15 protein-coding genes are annotated in these 17316 nt (G+C 63.2%); 2 read left to right on the top strand and 13 right to left on the bottom strand.

Annotation, left to right across the window (positions count from 1 at the left end; genetic code table 11):
- Nucleotides 1-39: 39 nt before the first annotated feature.
- The 9 genes from JQ575_RS02545 to JQ575_RS02585 all read right to left on the bottom strand — a co-directional run bounded on the left by JQ575_RS02545 (nucleotide 40) and on the right by JQ575_RS02585 (nucleotide 11665).
- Nucleotides 40-1971, bottom strand: coding sequence for a potassium transporter Kup (locus JQ575_RS02545; protein WP_212031720.1), 1932 nt, complete (start codon nucleotides 1969-1971; stop codon nucleotides 40-42).
- Nucleotides 1972-2124: 153 nt separating this feature from the next.
- Nucleotides 2125-4023 carry a potassium transporter Kup gene (locus tag JQ575_RS02550; RefSeq protein WP_212031721.1) on the bottom strand — a complete coding sequence of 633 codons (1899 nt, stop codon included), beginning with the start codon at nucleotides 4021-4023 and terminating at the stop codon, nucleotides 2125-2127.
- A gap of 160 nt (nucleotides 4024-4183) precedes the next feature.
- Nucleotides 4184-5011, bottom strand: coding sequence for a flagellar motor protein MotB (locus JQ575_RS02555; RefSeq protein WP_212031722.1), 828 nt, complete (start codon nucleotides 5009-5011; stop codon nucleotides 4184-4186).
- Between the two features lie 33 nt (nucleotides 5012-5044).
- Nucleotides 5045-5818: a motility protein A gene (locus JQ575_RS02560; protein WP_212031723.1), complete on the bottom strand. Its 774-nt coding sequence runs from the start codon at nucleotides 5816-5818 to the stop codon at nucleotides 5045-5047.
- A 289-nt stretch (nucleotides 5819-6107) separates the two neighbouring features.
- The gene (locus JQ575_RS02565; protein WP_212031724.1) at nucleotides 6108-7076 is read right to left on the bottom strand and encodes a tripartite tricarboxylate transporter substrate-binding protein; all 969 of its coding nucleotides are present in this window, start codon (nucleotides 7074-7076) and stop codon (nucleotides 6108-6110) included.
- 54 nt (nucleotides 7077-7130) lie between these two features.
- Nucleotides 7131-7850 (bottom strand): RraA family protein, encoded by a 720-nt coding sequence (locus tag JQ575_RS02570; protein ID WP_212031725.1) that lies wholly within the window; start codon nucleotides 7848-7850, stop codon nucleotides 7131-7133.
- Nucleotides 7851-7992: 142 nt separating this feature from the next.
- On the bottom strand, nucleotides 7993-8877 hold the full coding sequence (locus JQ575_RS02575; protein ID WP_212031726.1) for a phosphatidylcholine/phosphatidylserine synthase: 885 nt from the start codon (nucleotides 8875-8877) through the stop codon (nucleotides 7993-7995).
- Nucleotides 8878-8956: 79 nt separating this feature from the next.
- A complete protein-coding gene (locus tag JQ575_RS02580; protein ID WP_212031727.1) occupies nucleotides 8957-9661 on the bottom strand; it encodes a phosphatidylserine decarboxylase in 705 nt (234 codons plus the stop codon).
- 57 nt (nucleotides 9662-9718) lie between these two features.
- The gene (locus JQ575_RS02585) at nucleotides 9719-11665 is read right to left on the bottom strand and encodes an ABC transporter ATP-binding protein/permease (RefSeq protein ID WP_212031728.1); all 1947 of its coding nucleotides are present in this window, start codon (nucleotides 11663-11665) and stop codon (nucleotides 9719-9721) included.
- Between the two features lie 213 nt (nucleotides 11666-11878).
- Here JQ575_RS02585 and JQ575_RS02590 point away from each other — a divergent pair, with 213 nt between their 5' ends.
- Nucleotides 11879-12484 (top strand): TIGR00730 family Rossman fold protein, encoded by a 606-nt coding sequence (locus JQ575_RS02590; RefSeq protein WP_212031729.1) that lies wholly within the window; start codon nucleotides 11879-11881, stop codon nucleotides 12482-12484.
- Nucleotides 12485-12496: 12 nt separating this feature from the next.
- On the opposite strand, the gene JQ575_RS02595 is transcribed toward JQ575_RS02590, so the two are convergent.
- The 4 genes from JQ575_RS02595 to cysS form a co-directional block, all read right to left on the bottom strand.
- Nucleotides 12497-12874: a VOC family protein gene (locus JQ575_RS02595; RefSeq protein ID WP_212031730.1), complete on the bottom strand. Its 378-nt coding sequence runs from the start codon at nucleotides 12872-12874 to the stop codon at nucleotides 12497-12499.
- Between the two features lie 65 nt (nucleotides 12875-12939).
- Nucleotides 12940-14538 carry a citramalate synthase gene (cimA, locus tag JQ575_RS02600; protein ID WP_212031731.1) on the bottom strand — a complete coding sequence of 533 codons (1599 nt, stop codon included), beginning with the start codon at nucleotides 14536-14538 and terminating at the stop codon, nucleotides 12940-12942.
- Complete coding sequence (locus JQ575_RS02605; protein WP_212031732.1) at nucleotides 14535-15044, bottom strand: GNAT family N-acetyltransferase; 510 nt, start codon at nucleotides 15042-15044, stop codon at nucleotides 14535-14537. Before JQ575_RS02605 ends, cimA begins: the two co-directional genes overlap by 4 nt.
- A 117-nt stretch (nucleotides 15045-15161) precedes the next feature.
- Nucleotides 15162-16577 carry a cysteine--tRNA ligase gene (cysS, locus tag JQ575_RS02610; protein ID WP_212031733.1) on the bottom strand — a complete coding sequence of 472 codons (1416 nt, stop codon included), beginning with the start codon at nucleotides 16575-16577 and terminating at the stop codon, nucleotides 15162-15164.
- 286 nt (nucleotides 16578-16863) lie between these two features.
- On the opposite strand from cysS, the gene JQ575_RS02615 reads away from it, so the two are divergent.
- The gene (locus tag JQ575_RS02615) at nucleotides 16864-17172 is read left to right on the top strand and encodes a hypothetical protein (RefSeq protein ID WP_212031734.1); all 309 of its coding nucleotides are present in this window, start codon (nucleotides 16864-16866) and stop codon (nucleotides 17170-17172) included.
- Nucleotides 17173-17316: the final 144 nt, after the last annotated feature.

The raw sequence follows: 17316 nt of genomic DNA on the forward strand, positions 1-17316 counted from the left end.
CGGCGGGAGGCCCGCGCGCGTTATACCAGATCGCAGCGTCTAGATCGTGACCTGCGTTCCCACCTCGACCACGCGCCCGGTCGGGATCTGGAAATAGTCGGTGGCGTCGTTGGAGCTGCGGCTCAGCGCGATGAACAAATGGTCCTGCCAGCGCGGCATGCCCGAATGCGCGGCCGGCTTGAGCGCGCGGCGGGACAGGAAAAACGACGTCGCCATGATGTCGAACTGCCAGCCGAGCTTGCGGGCGAGCGCCAGCGTTCTCGGCACATTGGGCTGCTCCATGAAGCCGAACCGCAGCGTCATCGTGGAGAAGGTCTCGCTCAGTTGCTCCATCCGGATCCGCTCTGAATCATCGATCCGCGGCGTCGGCGCGGTTTCGATGGTGAGAATGACGTTCTTTTCGTGCAGCACCTTGTAGTGCTTCAGGCTGTGCATCAGCGCGGTCGGCGCACTCTCGGGGTCGCTGGTCAGGAACACCGCCGTACCGGGGACCCGCTGCGGCGGCCGTTTTTCCAGCATCGCCGCCAGCTCGACCAGCGGGAATTCCAGCTTGCGCGATTTCTCGAACAACAGCCGGCTGCCGCGCCGCCACGTATACATCAGCAGCATCACGATGCCGCCCAGCGCCAGCGGCACCCAGCCGCCTTCGAATACCTTGAGCAGATTGGCCGCGAGGAAGGTGAGATCGAGGAACAGGAACGGCGCGATCAGCGCGGCGGCCGCCACCGCCGACCATTTCCAGACCCGCCAGATCACGACAAAGCCCATCATCGCCGTGACTACCATGGTCCCGGTCACGGAAATTCCATACGCCGAGGCCAGTGCGCTCGAAGAGCGGAACAGCAGCACCAGCAGAATCACCGAAATGAACAGCAGCAGATTGATGCGCGGAATGTAGATCTGGCCGGAATGCGACTCCGAGGTATGGCGGATTTCAAACCGCGGCATCAGGCCGAGCTGGATCGCGGTGCGCGTCAGTGAATAGGCGCCGGTGATGACGGCCTGGCTCGCGATCACGGTCGCGAGCGTAGCAAGCGCCACCATCGGGATCAGCGCCCAGTCCGGGAACATCAGGAAGAACGGGTTTTCGATAGCCTTGGGATCAGCGATCAGGAGCGCGCCCTGCCCCAGATAATTCAGCGCGAGCGACGGCAGCACGATGGAGAGCCAGGCGGTCTGGATCGGCCGTTTGCCGAAATGGCCGAGATCGGCGTAGAGCGCTTCCGCGCCGGTAACGGCGAGAAACACCGCGCCAAGCGTCACGAAGCCGATCACGCCATGATGGGTCATGAAGGAAACCGCATGGAGCGGGTTGAGCGCCGACAGCACTTCGGGATGACGCATGATCTGCGGCAGAGCGGCAACGGCGATGACCGCGAACCAGACGCACATTACCGGCCCGAAGAACGTGGCGACCCGCGCGGTGCCGCGCGACTGAACCGCGAACAGCACGATCAGAATGATCACCGTGAGCGGCACGACGTAGTGGTCGAATGTCGAAGTGACGAGCTTGATGCCTTCGATCGCCGACAGCACCGACAGCGCCGGCGTGATCACGGCATCGCCGTAAAACAACGCGCCGCTGATGATCCCGAGCAGCACAATCGCGGCGGCGCCCTTGCTGTTGCTGACGCCGCGCTGCGCCAGCGCCATCAGTGCCAGCGTGCCGCCTTCGCCGTTGTTGTCCGCACGCAGCAGGATGACGACGTACTTCAGCGTCACCACGACGACCAGCGCCCACAGGATCAGCGAGAGAACGCCGAGGACCGCCTGAGGATCGGCGCTGCTTGGGCTGCCGCTCGCCGCCACGATGGCCTCGCGCAGCGCGTAGAGCGGGCTGGTGCCGATGTCGCCATAGACCACGCCGATGCAGCCAAGCATCAGCGCCTTGAAGCCGGCGGTACAGTGCGCTTCCCCATGCCCGTTGGCCGCCGGCGTTTCCGCCGCGGTAATCGCAATCTGGGATGACATCGGACAGGCCTCGGTTTTTGCCGCACTGCACAATCAGGAAGTGCAGGCCTATACTCCTGTCGGGAATGCATAGGTTAGCCTGAATTCAGGCCTCCGATATGCATTCCGCGCATGGGTTCCAGGCGGCTAACGGGCCCAAATTTCGTCAGATAATCAGATAGTTACCTGAGTGCCGACCTCGACAACACGACCGGTCGGGATCTGGAAATAGTCGGTGGCATCGTTGGCCGACCGGCTCATCGCGATGAACAGGTGGTCCTGCCATTGCGGCATTCCCGACTGCGCCGACGGCTTCAGCGAGCGCCGCGAGACGAAGAACGACGTCGCCATGATGTCGAACTGCCAGCCGAGCTTGCGGGCGATCACCAGCGCCTTGGGCACGTTCGGCGATTCCATGAAGCCGAAGCGCAGCCGCACGGTGGCGAATTTTTCGCTGATGGTCTCCATCTTGACGCGTTCGGCCGGATCGACGCGCGGCGTCTGTGCGGTCTCGATCGTCACGATCACATTGTGCTCGTGAAGCACCTTGTTGTGCTTGAGATTATGCAGCAGCGCCGTGGGCACGAAATTCGGATCGCTGGTCAAAAACACCGCGGTGCCCTTGACGATGTGCGGCGGACGCTTTTCGAGGCTCTTGATCAGGTCGATCAACGGCACCTCGATGCGCCTCGTCTTGGCGATCAGGATCGCCGCGCCGCGGCGCCAGGTCCAGATCATCACCGCCATCGCGATCCCGAACAGCAGCGGCACCCAGGCGCCTTCAAGCAGCTTCAACAGGTTGGCGGTGAAGAACGCCATATCGACCACGACGAGCGGCAGGATCAACGCGGCCGCTGTCGCCGCGCGCCAGTTCCACAATTTCCAGATCACGACAAAGCCCATGATGCCGTCGACGACCATGGTGGTGGAGACGGCGATGCCGTAGGCCGACGCCAATCCGCTCGAGGTGCGGAACAGCAGTACCAGCAGGATCACGCCGAGCAGCAGCATCCGGTTGACCCGCGGCAGGTAGATCTGCCCGGCATGGCTCTCGGAGGTGTAACGAACCTCGAACCGCGGCAACAGGCCGAGCTGCACCGCCTGCCGCACCAGCGAATAGGCGCCCGTGATCACCGCTTGGCTCGCGATCACGGTGGCCGCCGTCGCCAGCACCACCAGCGGCAGCAACAGCATTTCGGGGGCCAGCCGGTAGAACGGGCTTACGATCGCCGCCGGATTGGACAGCACCAGGGCGCCCTGCCCGAAGTAATTGATCAGAAGCGCCGGCATCACCAGATAGAACCATCCGGCCTGAATCGGCTTGCGTCCAAAATGCCCGAGGTCTGCATAGAGCGCTTCGCCGCCGGTCACCGCCAGAAACACCAGCCCCAACGTCACCAGTCCGATCATGCCGTGCGAAAGCACGAACTGGATCGCGTAATAGGGATTGATCGCCTGCAAAACGGTAGGATCATCGCTGATGTGGATGAGGCCCAGAATCGTCAGCGTGGCGAACCAGACCACCATGACCGGTCCGAACGCCGACGCGACGCGCGCAGTGCCGCTGCTCTGCACCGAAAACAGCAGCACCAGAATAAAGATCGTCAGCGGGACCACATAATGGTCGAGCGCCGGCGCCACGAGCTTGAGACCTTCGACCGCCGACAACACCGAAATCGCCGGCGTGATCATGGAATCGCCGATGAACATCGAGGCGCCGACGACGCCGAGCGCCAACAACACCCAGCTGCGCCGGCCCAGCGCCCGTTGACCGAGCGCCATCAGGGAGAGCGTGCCGCCCTCGCCGTGATTGTCGGCGCGCAGCAGCAGCAGCACATATTTGGCCGTCACGACGATGAACAGCGACCACAGGATCAGCGAGAGTACGCCGAGCACGATCTCGCGCGACACCGGCCCGCCCGCCGCCGCATGGGTTACGGCTTCGCGGAATGCATACAGCGGCGACGTGCCGATGTCGCCGAACACCACACCGATGCTGCCCAGTGTCAGGGCCCAAAAGCCTGAGGTGACCTGCCCCTCATGGGCCTCGGTGGATGTGGCGCTGACAGTCATGACGCGGGAAACACGCTCTCAGTTATTTGATCCGGGCGGCTATCGACGCTTCTGCGTCGCCTGTCAATCATCGGCAAGCATAACACCGCTGGGGATGCGGCACCCAAGCAAAGCAAATTTCATCGCACTAATCGAGAGGTAAGATAGTAGTTTCGGCGAATTACGGCTTCAGACCAGGTGGAAGCGGTGGATTTTCGCGCATTAATGTGATGGTCACGCGACGATTTGCCGGCAACGTCGGATCATCGGGAAACAGCGGTTGACTGTCGGCCTTGCCGGATACGGCGAAGACGTGCGATGGCGGCAGGCCCTCGCGCTCCAGGATCTGACGCACCGTGTTGGCGCGGTCGGCCGAAAGATCGAACGCGCCATAGTCGCTTCGCGCCGGCAGGAAACCTGCCGCAGTATGGCCGACGATCGACAACCGCAGTGGCGTCGCCTTAAGCGGAACCGCGAGTTTCTGGATCAGCCGCCGGGTGCGGTCATGGGGCACCTTGGAGCCATCGGCAAACATCGACCGCCCTTCCTGATCGACGATCTCGAGATTGAGGCCCTGGCTGGTCTCCTCGAACATGATGTGCTTGGACATCTCGGTCAGTTCCGGCAGGTCTTGCAACGCCTGCCGCAACGACGCCGAAGCCAGCGCGAACTCACGATCGACCGTCAGCTTGGCGCCGCTCTCGCGGGTGCGGTCCTTTTCGTCCGGGGTCGGCGTGGCGGAGGCTTCCTCCGGCGAAATATGAGCGGCGCTCTTCAGCTTCGGCCGCGTCGGCAGGCCGTCGGATTCGACGATGCCGGAATAGCGCACTTCGGTCTGCACGCCGAACGCTTCGCGCATCGAGCCGGCGACGATTTTCAGCTTATCCTTGTCCTGGCTCGAGAACGCGACCAGCATCACGAAGAAGGCCAGCAGCAACGCCATCAGGTCGGCGAACGTCACGAACCAGCCGTGACCGCCATGTGCCTCTTCGCGTTTTTTCTTGGCCATGCTCTATGTCCGCGCCTGGATGCTGCCTGAGGATCAGGCGGGAGCCAGTTCGCCTTCCTCGTGGCGATGTTTCTCGGGCAGATAGGCCAGCAGCATTTCACGCACCAGTGCCGGGCTCTTGGAGTCGCGGATCATCAGGATGCCGTCGATGATCAGCGTGCGGTTGGTCTCCTCGTCGAGCAGCTTGCCATGCAGCTTGTCGGCGATCGGCAGACAGATCAGGTTCGCGACCAGCGCGCCGTAGAGCGTTGCCAGCAAGGCGACGGCCATGAACGGACCGAGTTTCGAGGGATCCTGCATGTTCGAGAACATCTGCACCATGCCGAGCAGCGTGCCGATCATGCCGAACGCCGGCGCGCAATCGCCGATGGCGCGATAGATCTTCGAACCTTCGTTCAGGTGCATCAGGAAATTGTCGCGATCGCGCTCGAGGTTATCGCGGATGAATTCGAGATCGTAACCGTCGGCGACGTAGCGGATTCCCTTGGCGAGGAACGGCTCGTTGGTATCGACCTTTTCTAACCCGACCGGACCCTGCTTGCGGGCGATTTCGGCGATACGGGCGAGTTCATCGACCAGGTCGCGCGCCGACAGACGGCTCATCGTGAAGGCGAATTTGGCGCCGAGCGGCATGCCATGCAGGATCGCGCTGAGCGGAAAGCGGATCAGCGTCGCCGCGAACGAACCGCCGAAAATGATGATGACGGCGTGGATGTCGTAGAACATCCGGAAATCGCCACCCATCAGGATCAGCGTGCATAGCACGATAGCGCCGGCGACCAGGCCAATGAGCGTGGTGATATCCATTCTGAACTCCGACGCGTACGCGAACGACCTGCCCGTCCTGGACGGTGGCGCGCCCGATACGGGGCCGCGCCAATTGAACCCTACGTCGGCGCTGTTAAAGACGCGTAAAGGTTAAGCCGCGGCCGTGCCGTACAATTGCGAGGGCCGGGCGCAGGAAACAGTCCAATATCGGCGCCATTTGCCGGATCAAGGACCCTGGGCGCGATCGCAACGTTTCGCTAACCATAATGCGCCGGCCGCCGCGGAGCACAGGGGCGGTCAGTTCAATCGATCAGCTCGCTCGGTCAGTTCACTGCGCCTGTACGCCGATCCCGGCGGATTTGATGATCGGCCACCATTTGTCGATCTCGGCCTTCTGGAAGGCGGCCAGTCCTTCCGGCGTCTGCTGCGCGCGCGGGGCGACGTCGAGCCCCAGCTCGGTAAAGCGTTTCTGGATCGCCGGATCGGCCAGCGCCTCCACGGTTGCCGCGTTGAGCTTGGCGATGATGTCCTTTGGCGTTCCCTTCGGCGCCCAGAAGCCGAACCAGCCCGACATATAGAGTCCGGGCACGCCGGTCTCGTCCGCGGTCGGAATATCAGGCATCGAGGCGGAGCGCGCCACCGACAGATTGGCCAGCGCCTTGATCGCGCCGGCGCGGATTTGCGGCAGCGCCACCGCACCCTGCACAACCAGAAGATCCACCGTACCCGCGACGAGATCGGTCATCGCCGGTCCTGCGCCGCGATAGGGAATGAACTGCACCTTCTGCTTGGTCAGGTTTTCGAACATCACGCCGGTGACATTGGCGGCCGCGTTCTGGTTGACGAAATTGATCTTGTCGGGATTGGCCTTCATCCAGGTCACGAGTTCGCCAAGCGTGTTCGCCGGCAGATTCTTCTTGGCGACCATCAGCTGCGGATTGTTTGATATCAGCGCGATCGGCTCGAAATCCTTTTCCAGATCATAGTCGAGCTTGTAGATGATGCTGCCGACATGGGTGTCCCACTGCCCGATGTCGAAGGTGTAACCGTCCGGCGCCGCGCGGGCGACACGACCGACGCCGATGCTGCCGCCGGCGCCGCCGACATTTTCGATCACGATCGATTGGCCGAGCGTTGCGCGCATCCGCTCGGCCATGATCCGGGCGGCGGCGTCGGTGGATCCGCCCGGCGGAAAGGGTACGACGAGCGTGATGGGGCGCGACGGATAGGTTTGCGCCTCGACCTCCGCGACGCCGGCAATGACAAGCAATGACAGCGCCGCCCAAAAGGCTCTCATGACGTCTCCCCTCGTGTGTTAATTACCCCGACTTTTCGCCGGTGGTTGTTTTCGTCAGTGGATTTCAGCGGAACGCTTCAGCGCCTCTTTCAGTTTCTCGAGCGTGAAGTCCGGGCTGCGCGCGATATCCAGGATCGGCGTCTCGCGGCGGCCGCACAGTTCGGCGGCGTCCGGAATCTTGGCGGCGATATCGATCGGAATCACGATCGCGCCATGCTGGTCGGCATGGATCAGATCGTCGGAATGCACCGTCATGCCGGCGACGCGCACTTCGCCGCCAAAACTCTCGGCATGCACCCAGGCATGCGACGGACCGATCGATCCGGCCAGCGCCTGGAAGCCCGGCGCCCATTGCGGGATGTCCCTGATAGAACCGTCGGTGATGACGCCGAGGCAGCCGAGCGCCTTGTGCACGTTGCTCTGCACCTCGCCCCAGAACGCACCATAGCCGACGTCGGCGCCGTCGATATCCTGGATCACGGTGATGCGCGGACCAAAGCCGGTGCCGACATATTCGTAATAGGCGATGCGGCGCCTTGCCTGCTCATCGGCGGGAAGGCCGGACTTGAGCACCGAGCGGATGGACACGGTGCGGGCATAGCCGACCATCGGCGGCAGATTGGGAAACGGGCAGACCAGTGGCTTGGTGGTGTAGCCGATCAGCCGGCGTTCAGGCGCCACGATCTCCATCGCATTGCAGATCGTCGGCGTGTCGTAGCGGGCCAACGCTTCAAGCACGGAAGCCGGTAGCGGGGCGGAAGCGGACTGGGTCACTGCGTTTCTCTCCTGATTTTTGGGCCGGAATTATGGACAGCCGGACATCGCTAAGCCCTATAGCCGAGATTGGGGTCGAACCCAACTCGGCCAGCGCTCATGGCAGCTATCTTGGCAGATATAACGGAAGTCGCGTGGCGGCTCAGTTCAGCCGCGCCGGGCGGTCGTCATGCTCGGCATCGGCCGGAGCCGCCGGGAATACGGCTGCCGGACCGGCGGGTGCGGCGGCATCGGTGGTCGCAGCCGCCAGCGCGGCAGCGGCGTTTCGCTCATGATCGCGATAGGTTTTCCAGCCCCACGGCAGGCTCAACAGATACAGCACGGTCCCGACCGAGAGAATGTACCAGGGATAGCTCACGAGCAGCGCGATGAAGAACACCACCGAGACGAAAACCGGCAGCACCATTTCCGGCGGCACGCGCATGCGCACGGTCTTGCCGGAAAGCACCGGCAGCCGCGACACCATCAGGAATCCGATCAGCAGCGTATAGAACGCGGTCAGTATGGCCGGCGGCTGCGGGACGCCCAAAAAGACCAGATAGATCGGCAGCATCACGGTCAGCGCACCGAGCGGCGCCGGGACACCGGTGAAATAATTCGCCGCGAATGCGGGCTTGTTCGGATCGTCGATGCTGGCGTTGAACCGCGCCAGCCGCAGGCCGCCCGAGATCGCGTACACCATGGCCGCGATCCAGCCGCCATTACCGAGTTCATGCAACTGCCAGAAATACAGCATCAGGCCGGGCGTGACGCCGAAATTGACGAAGTCCGCGAGGCTGTCGAGCTCGGCGCCGAATTTCGACTGGCCCTTGATCATGCGCGCGACGCGGCCGTCGACCCCGTCCAGCACCGCCGCGAACACGATCGCGGCAACGGCGAGCTCCATGCGGCCCTCGATCGACAGCCGGATCGCCGTCAGCCCGGCGCAGATCGCGAGCAACGTGATGAAGTTCGGCACCAGCATCCGGATCGGGATCGGACGAAACCGGCGACGGCGCATTTCCGGAGATTTGGGATCGGGTGTCATCATGGCTCGCCAATATATAGCAAGCGCCAGCCTGCGCCGCCATTGTGGCGGCCGGCAGGCGCCTTGGCCATTCGGATGGTTAATCGGCGCGGAAGGTCCGCCCCTGCTCGCTGGCGCCGCCGAGATCGGCCAGCACGGTCTCGCCGGCGACCGCGGTTTGGCCCTCGGAAACCAGCGATTTGCCGCCTTCGGGCAAATAGACGTCGAGCCGCGAGCCGAACCGGATCAGGCCGAACCGCTCGCCGGCGCCGATCGTCTGCCCCTCGCGCACGAACGAGACAATACGTCGCGCTACCAGGCCTGCGATCTGGACCACGCCGATGCGGCCATGGCTGGCGGTCGAGATCACCAGCGAGTTTCGCTCATTGTCTTCGCTGGCCTTGTCGAGCTCGGCATTGATGAAGGTGCCGGGCCGGTAGGCGATACGGTCGATCCGCCCCGCCACCGGAGCGCGATTCACGTGGCAGTTGAACACACTCATGAAAATCGAGATGCGCAGCAGCGGCCGGTCGCCGAGACCAAGCTCGGCCGGCGGCAGCACCTGAGAGATCATCGAGACCCGTCCGTCGGCCGGCGACACCACGATGCCTTCGCGCACCGGGGTGACGCGCACGGGATCGCGGAAGAACAGCGCGCACCAGACCGTCAGGATCGTGCCGATCCAGCCGAGCGGCGTCCAGATCCAGAACAGGACCAGGCTTGCAAGCGCAAAGCCGCCGATGAAGGGATAGCCCTCGGGATGAACAGGCGGGATTTGCGCGCGGATGGAATTGGCAATCGACATCAAGGCTCACTATTGGCTGGCCCGGTCCCGTTCTTTCGGGACCGAGCTGTATTTCAATTATTCCGCAGCGGTGACCAGAGGATCCTGGACCGGCGGCGGGGTGCGGTTGGGCGCCTCGTTGTCGTCGTCGATCTGCGCGAGCTTCTCCCGCGCCTCCTCGGCTTCGCGCTGCCTGTTCCACATACTGGCATAAAGTCCGCCGGAAGCCAAAAGCCGGGCGTGCGTGCCGCGCTCGGCAATGCGGCCCTGATCCAGCACGATAATTTCGTCGGCGCCGACGATGGTCGAGAGCCGATGCGCGATCACCAGCGAGGTGCGTCCGCGCGAGACGCGCTCGAGCGATTCCTGGATTTCATGCTCGGTGTGACTGTCGAGCGCCGAGGTCGCCTCATCGAGCACCAGGATCGGCGGCGCCTTCAACACGGTGCGCGCGATCGCGACGCGCTGCTTCTCGCCGCCGGACAATTTCAGTCCGCGTTCGCCGACCTGGGTCTCATATCCCAGCGGTGACATCCGGATGAAGCTGTCGATCTGCGCCAGTTGCGCGGCCTCCTCCACCTCCGCATCGCTGGCGTCCCAGCGGCCGTAGCGGATGTTGTAGCGGATGGTGTCGTTGAACAGCACGGTATCCTGCGGCACCATGCCGATCGAGGCGCGCAGCGATGCCTGGGTGACGTTCCTGATGTCCTGGCCGTCGATCAGGATCTTGCCGCCGGAAACGTCGTAAAGGCGGAACAGCAGCCGCGAGATCGTCGACTTGCCTGCCCCCGAGGGGCCGACGATCGCAACCGTCTTGCCCGCCGGCACCTCGAAGCTGAGGCCTTTCAGGATCGGACGCTCGGGGTCATAGGCAAACCGCACGTCTTCGAACCGCACATTGCCCGACCCCACCACCAGCGGCACGGCGCCCGGGATATCCTTGATCTCGGGATTGCGCGACAGCACGCTGAACATCTTCTCGATGTCGATCACCGCCTGCTTGATCTCGCGATAGACCATGCCCATGAAATTGAGCGGCTGGTACAGCTGGATCATCATGGCGTTGACCATGACGAAGTCACCGACGGTGTTGGTGCCGTTGCGCACGCCGATCGCGCACATCAGCATGGTCGCGGTGAGACCGAGCGTGAAGATGACCGCCTGCCCGGTGTTGAGCACAGCGAGCGACGTGTAAGTCTTCACGCTGTTGTGCTCGTAGCGCTCCATCGAGCGGTCGTAGCGCGCGGCCTCGCGCTGCTCGGCGCTGAAATATTTTACGGTCTCGTAGTTGAGCAGCGAGTCGATCGCCTTGGTGTTCGCCTCGGTGTCGGAATCGTTCATCTTGCGGCGGATCTCGATCCGCCATTCGGTCGCGATGTAGGTGTAGTACATGTAGATCACGACCGTGACCGCGGTGACCAGCACGTAGCGCCAGTCGAACTGCCACAGCAGCACCGCCATCAACAGTGACACCTCGACGATGGTCGGGATCAGTTGCAGGATCACCATCCGCACGATCACTTCGATGCCGGTGCGGCCGCGCTCCAGCACGCGGGTCAGTCCCCCGGTCTTGCGCTCGAGATGGAAGCGCAGCGACAGCTCGTGCATGTGCACGAAGGTGATGTAGGCGAGCTTTCGCACCGCATGCATCGCAACGCGCGCGAAGATGCCGTCGCGCCACTGCGTCAGCACCGCCATCAGCACCCGCACCGCGCCGTAGCTTGCGGTCATCAGCAAGGGTGACGCGATCAGCCACAGCGTCCAGTTCGACGGTTCCACCGGCGCGCTGCCGTGGCCGTTGAGCGCGTCGATCGCCCATTTGAAGGTGAAGGGCACCGTCAGCGTCGCGAGCTTCGCGACCAGCAGCAGCACCATCGACCAGACCACGCGCATTTTCAGGTCGGCGCGGTCGCCGGGCCAGATATAGGGCCACAGATGCGCCAGCGTCCCGATCAGGGTCGCCTTTTCGAGGGAGGAGCTATCGGGCAGTGGCGCTTCGTCGGCTCGCGAATCAGTGTCGGCCATGGATCAAGCGCCCAAAAGTCTGATGGCGCGCCCGTTCGCCGTTACATGGTTTCCGTTGATCGTCATTCTGCTCGTCATATAGAGCGTTTAAACGCCGCGTACAGCCTTGAAAGGCAAAACTTTCTCCGGTTTGCCCGCATTTCGGGTTCAAAACCGCTGTGGCAGTATATTCTCGGACTTGAGCTTTCTACGCTGCAGTGCCACATAAATTGCATGAACCAAATCAAAACCGTCTGCGTCTATTGCGGCTCCGGCTCCGGCTCGAACCCCCGTTTCGTGGAAGCTGCGATCGCGCTGGGCAAGGTGTTCGCCGAGAACAGTATCCGCCTCGTCTATGGCGGCGGATCGGTGGGCCTGATGGGCGCGGTTGCCAAATCCGTGCTGGATCACGGTGGCACCGTTACCGGGATCATTCCGGATTTTCTCGCCAACCGCGAGCGCATGAATCCGAACCTTACCGAACTGGTCGTCACGCCTGACATGCACGAGCGCAAGCGGCTGATGTTCGAACGCTCCGACGCATTCGTCGCCCTTCCCGGCGGCGTCGGCACGTTGGAGGAACTGGTCGAGCAGATGACCTGGCAACAGCTCGGCCGGCACACCAAACCGGTGCTGCTCGCCAACATCGACGATTTCTGGGAGCCGCTGATCGCGCTATTGACGCATATGCGCGCCAATCAGTTCATCCGCCCAGCTCTGGACGTCGAGGTGTTGAAGGCCGAACGCGTCGAGGACATCCTGCCGCGCCTGCGCGCCGCCGCGGCCCTTGCGCCCGAGGGCACCCAGGAGATGGCGCCGGACGTCGCGCGACGGCTGTAGAGGTTTGCGCCTTCATTCGCTCGGAAACGTCACGGCTTCGATGCGGTTGCCATCGGGATCGACGACGAACGCCGCGTAGTATTTCACGCGGTCGTGGGGACGCAAGCCCGGCGCGCCGTCGGAACGGCCGCCGGCGCTGAGCGGCGCGGCGTGGAAGGCATCGACCGCATCCGTTGACCGCGCGCGAAGGCAGATGTGCACGCCGCTTTCCGGCGCGACCGGCGGCATGCCGGCGCGCAGGTTGATCCAGAATTCGGGATAGGTTTTGCCGAACCCGATTGTTGCCGGACGCGTCACCAGCCGGGTCAGCCCAAGCCCGGCAAGCGTCGGCTCATAGAAGCGCGCCGCGCGTTCGAGATCGGCAACGCCGACGGAGACGTGATCGAGCATGCGGCACCTTCGATTGTTGCCTCGTCATTCCGGGTTCGCTTCGCGCCCCGGAATGACAATAAGCCTCACACCGGCGCGCCTGATTTCACCAGCTTGTAGACCACCGAATCCATCAGCGCCTGGAACGAAGCGTCGATGATATTGGGCGACACGCCGACCGTGATCCAGCTGTCGCCGTTTTCATCCTCGCTCTCGATCAGCACCCGCGTCACCGCCTCCGTGCCGCCATTGAGGATACGGACGCGATAGTCGATCAGCCTCAGGCCTTCGATGTATTTCTGGTATTTGCCGAGGTCCTTGCGCAGCGCGACGTCGAGCGCGTTGACGGGGCCGTTGCCCTCCGCGGCCGAGATCAGCCGCTCGCCGGCGACATCGACCTTCACCACCGCGAGCGCCACCGTGACGCGCTGGCCGTTGGAATTGTAGCGCTGCTCGACATTGACGTCGAACTGCTCGACCCGGAAATATTCCGGCACCCGCCCGAGCGTGCGCCGCGCCAGCAGATCGAACGACGCATTGGCGGATTCGTAGGCGTAACCCGCCGCCTCGCGCTCCTTCAGCTCCTCGACCAGCCGTGCCAGCTTCGGATCGCTCTTCTCGTAAGGGATGCCGGCGCGGTCGAGTTCAGCCATCACATTGGAGCGGCCGGCCTGATCGGACACCAGCACCTTGCGATGGTTACCGACCAGTTCGGGCAGCACGTGCTCATAGGTGTGCGGGTCCTTCATGACCGCGGAGGCGTGGATACCGGTCTTGGTCACGAAGGCGCTTTCGCCGACATAGGCGGCGTGGCGGTTCGGCGCGCGGTTCAACATGTCGTCGAGCGTCCGCGACACCTTCATCAAGGTCGCCATCTTTTCATTGGTGACGCCGATCTCGAAGGCGTCCGAAAATTCATTCTTCAGCCGCAAGGTCGGGATCAGCGAACAGAGATTGGCGTTGCCGCAGCGCTCTCCGAGCCCGTTCAGCGTGCCCTGGATCTGCCGCGCCCCGGCGCGCACCGCCGCGAGCGAGTTGGCGACCGCCTGCTCGGTGTCGTTATGGGCGTGGATGCCGACATTGCCGCCGGGAATGTCCTTGATGACGTCGCCGACGATGGTCTCGACCTCATGCGGCATGGTGCCGCCATTGGTGTCGCACAGCACGACCCAGCGCGCGCCGGACTCATAAGCCGCCCTGGCGCAGGCCAGCGCGAACTCGGCATTCTCCTTGTAGCCGTCAAAGAAGTGCTCACAATCCACCATCACCTCGCGGCCGGCGGCCTTGGCGGCACTCACGCTGTCGCGGATCGAGGCGAGGTTCTCCTCATTCGTGGTTTCGAGCGCGACACGCACCTGATAGGCCGAGGCTTTCGCGACAAAGCAGATTGCATCCGCCTTGGCTTCGATCAGTGCCGCCAGCCCGGGATCGTTGGAGGCCGAGCGGCCGGGTCGGCGCGTCATGCCGAACGCGGTAAAGCGCGCATGGTCGAGTTTCGGCTTGGTCGCAAAAAATTCGGTATCTGTCGGATTGGCGCCGGGATAGCCGCCTTCGACATAGTCGATGCCGAGTTCGTCGAGCATGCCGGCGATGATCTGCTTGTCATGCAGCGTGAAGTCGACCCCATTGGTTTGCGCGCCGTCGCGCAGCGTGGTGTCGAACAGATAAAGGCGTTCGCGGCTCATTGTGGCGCTCCCGGCGCGGCCTCGGCCAGCGTCTTCTGCATCGTGGTATTGGCCAGCCATTCACCATTGATGGTGACGGTGTTGCGCTGCTTGCCGACGTAACCGCGCTTGAGGAAGAATTCCTGCGCGTTGTCGCTGACGTCAACGGTCAGAATCTTGGCGCCGCGCGCACCGGCGAGCTTCTCCAGCGCATCGCACAGCATGGCGCCGACGCCCTGCCCCACCGCACTCGGGTGCACATAAAGCATCTCGATATGCGAGGCGCCCTTCAGCGAAGCGAACCCGACCGGTGAATTCTGCAGCGTCGCAATCAGGGTCAATTCACCGGCCAGCTTCTTGCCGAATTGTTCCTCATCATCGGCCGTCGATGCCCAGGCCTCCTGCTGCGCCTCGCCGTAATCGTCGCCGGTCAATTCCTGAATCGCGGCAACGAAGATCGCCGCCACGACAGGGGTATCCGCCGCAAGAAACGGCCGCAGTGCAGGTTTGGGCAACGACTGTCCCATCGCGTCAAAATACTCCGAACAATCTCAGCACGAGCACGACCGCGGCAACGATCACGGCCCATTTGATGAAGATGTAGTAGCGCCAGTGCTTCGGGAAAGGCGTATCGGGTCTGGTCATCACGCAATCTCCCAAGTGGTCACGGGTTTGCCGTCGGCGTCCTTGCCGTCCTTGATGACAACGCCCATCGCGGCGAGTTCGTCACGGATCCGATCGGACTCCTTGAAGTCCTTTCGGGCTCGCGCGGCCGCGCGGTCAGCGATCAGCCGATCGACCTGCGCTGCATCGATGCCGCTCGCCTGCTGTTTCCGACCTTTCCAGTCGGCCGCGCTCACGGACAGGAATCCGAGCAGCCGAAGGGACGCGGCGAACTCGCTTCGTTCGCGCTTCCCCCCGGACGCCGCTGCGTTGCGCAGGCCGTGCAAGACAGCCATGGCCTGCGCCGTGTTGAGGTCATCATAGAGGGCTTCGGTCAGGGCCGGCGACGGCTCACCGGCGTCGGCGTCGGCTGCGACGGCGTACCAATCGTCCAGCGTCCTGGCGCTTTCTTCCGCCCCCTTGGTGGTCCAGTCGAGCGGCGACCGGTAATGCGTCTTGAGCATGCTCAAGCGCAGCACCTCGCCCGGCCAATCGGCCAGCATCTCGCGGATCGTGAAGAAGTTGCCGAGGCTCTTCGACATCTTCTCGCTCTCGAGCTGCAGGAATCCGTTGTGCATCCAGACCTCAGCCATGCGGTCAGAATGAAAGGCGCAGCAGGTCTGCGCGAGCTCGTTCTCATGGTGCGGAAACACCAGGTCGATGCCGCCGCCATGGATATCGAATTTCTCGCCGAGATGTTTCCAGGCCATCGCCGAGCATTCGATGTGCCAGCCCGGGCGGCCTTCCACGGTGATGCCGGCCGGCGACGGCCACGACGGCTCGCCCGGCTTCGACGGCTTCCACAGCACGAAGTCGGTGGTGTCGCGCTTGTAGGGCGCGACGTCGACGCGGGCGCCCGCGATCATCTCGTCGAGCGAGCGCCTCGACAATGCGCCATAGCGCGGCATCACCGAATTTGCGGCATTCATCGCCTGCGGCGAAAACAGCACGTGGTCTTCGGCGGCATAGGCAAAGCCGCCGGCAACCAGTCTCTCGATGATCGCCCGCATCTCCGGGATATGCTCGGTCGCGCGCGGCTGCACGGTCGGCGCCAAGCAGCCGAGCGCCGTGACGTCGTCCTGATACTGCTGATAGGTGGTTTCGGTGACCTTGCGGATCGCCTCGTTCAGCGGCACGCCGGGATAGTCGCGCGCGGCGCGCACGTTGATCTTGTCGTCGACGTCGGTAATGTTGCGGACATAGGTCACATGATCGGCGCCATAGCGATGGCGCAGCACGCGAAACAGCACGTCGAACACGATCGCGGCGCGACCGTTGCCGATATGGGCGAAGTCATAGACCGTCGGTCCGCAGGCATACATGCGGACGTTATCGGAATCGAGCGGCGTGAACGGCCGCTTCTCCTTGGTCAACGTATCGTAGAGGCGTAGTTGCATGGGAATCCCGTACCTTGCGGCCGGGCGTCCAGTGATCTCATTTTGAGAAAAGACGGCCTCAGCCAGCGAATCGCTAGCTAATAATCTCGCGGCAAATGCTGCAGATGGCGAGGAAACCGTTCATGGTTCCACCATGTCCCAGCCCGGGGGACCCCGTCAAGGCCGCCTGCGCCCGTTTTTGAGCCAAATTGGCCGCTAAACGCCCGGCAAAACGCCCATGGTTAATCATTATTAACCATTTGGGCTTATCTGAGAGGGGCGATCCCTTTCCCTTATTGGGTGCCCCATGCGATTTTCATCAGCATTCATTTCCAGCGCATTTCTGCTCGCGGCCTCGTCCGCTTACGCCGACAGCCGCGTTTTCATCATTGCCAACCAGGCCGACGGCTACGGCATCGACCAGTGCCTCGCCAAGGGCGACAAATGCGGCGCCCCTGCCGCCCGCTCCTATTGCCAGTCACGCGAATTTGCTTCCGCCACCGCCTACCGCCGCGTCGATCCCGATGAAATCACCGGGTCGGTTCCGAGGGGCGGAAACGACAAATGCAGCGGCAGCGGCTGCGACGAATACGTCGCCATTACCTGCCAGCGCTGAACCGGATCGCCACAACGGGCCGTTGCCGCATTGCCACACCGGCGCCGCGGAAACGACGTGACGCTGCCCCGAGAAGCAGCTATGGGATGCGGCCTCGGCCGCACCATGCCGCCTTGGCCGCGCCTTTTCGGCTATAAAGCCGCG

Origin of the sequence: Bradyrhizobium sp. JYMT SZCCT0428 (assembly GCF_018131075.1) — a bacterium.
Taxonomy (GTDB): Bacteria; Pseudomonadota; Alphaproteobacteria; order Rhizobiales; family Xanthobacteraceae; genus Bradyrhizobium.